This is a genomic window from Nonomuraea sp. NPDC049141 (assembly GCF_040648415.1).
Classification (GTDB): domain Bacteria; phylum Actinomycetota; class Actinomycetes; order Streptosporangiales; family Streptosporangiaceae; genus Nonomuraea.
Genome location: NZ_JBEZDR010000285.1, coordinates 1 through 1,042, shown reverse-complemented (window position 1 = coordinate 1,042; position 1,042 = coordinate 1). Strand labels below are relative to the sequence as shown.

The 1,042-nt window shown below is 73.8% G+C and carries 1 protein-coding gene; it reads right to left on the bottom strand.

Translation table 11 applies throughout. The features are described 5' to 3' along the window. The coding region (locus AB0B91_RS66495; RefSeq protein ID WP_358343359.1) for a GNAT family N-acetyltransferase at positions 1-1,042 on the bottom strand (1,042 nt) is incomplete at both ends.

The window sequence follows — 1,042 nt, the reverse complement described above, 5'->3', positions numbered from 1 at the left end:
GCGAGGAAGGCGGCGTCGCCGTCGTCGCCGGTGGCGGTCCGGCCGCGCGGCACGGACAGCCCCACCTCGGCGAGGATGCGGCGGGTCACCCGCTTGTCGTCGCAGCGGCTCATCGCCACCGCCGAGGTCAGCTCCGACAGCGACTCGCGGGTCAGCACGGTCCGCCCGCCGCTGCTCAGGCGCAGCTCACCCCAGGCCGGGTCGGTGACCTCCACCCGGATGCCGCGCCGCATCGCCTCGTCGGCGACAATCTTCGCGTACGGGTTGAGCTGGTCGTACCCCTGGGGCATGGCGGGCAGGAAGAGTCGCTCGTTGATCGGGTTCTTCCGCTTCACGCAGAGCGTCGACGTGCGGTAGAAGCCGAGCCGCTCGTAGAGCCGGATCGCCCCGGCGTTCTCGGCGAGCACGGACAGGTCCACGTACGCCCGGCCCCGCTCGACCAGCCGGGCGGCCAGCGCGGTGATCAGCGCCTGGCCGGTGCCCGGTGGCGCGGTGTTGAAGTCGACGGTGAGGCACCACAGGCTGGCGCCGTTCTCCGGGTCGTCGAAGACCGCGACGTGGTCGACGCCGGTGATGGTGCCGACGACCTCGCCGGTGGCGTCCTCGGCGACCAGGTGCAGGAACCGGTCGGTGCGCGCGTTGGCGACGAGCACGTCCACCGGGGCGGTCACCATGCCGTTGCGGGCGTAGATCCGGTTCACCGCGTCCGCGTCGGCGGCGTCGGCCAGCGGGCGGATGGACAGCCCCGGCACCTCGCCGTCGCCGGTCGGCCGGTCGCCGCCGAGCGGCAGTCGGTAGGTCAGCGACGGATCGATGAACAGCTCGTCGGGCAGCCGCGACACCAGCACGTGCGGGTCGCGCAGGTAGATGCAGATGTCCCGGGAGCCGGCGGCCTCCGAACGCAGTACGGCGGCGACGGCGGCCTGGTCGGCGAAGGTCTGCCCGAAGACGAGCCGCCCCCAGCCGCAGTCCAGCACCACGTCGGTGTCGCCCTCCCGGGTCGGCGGCTCCGCCGGCTCCGGCGCCATCGGGTCGCCGCCGG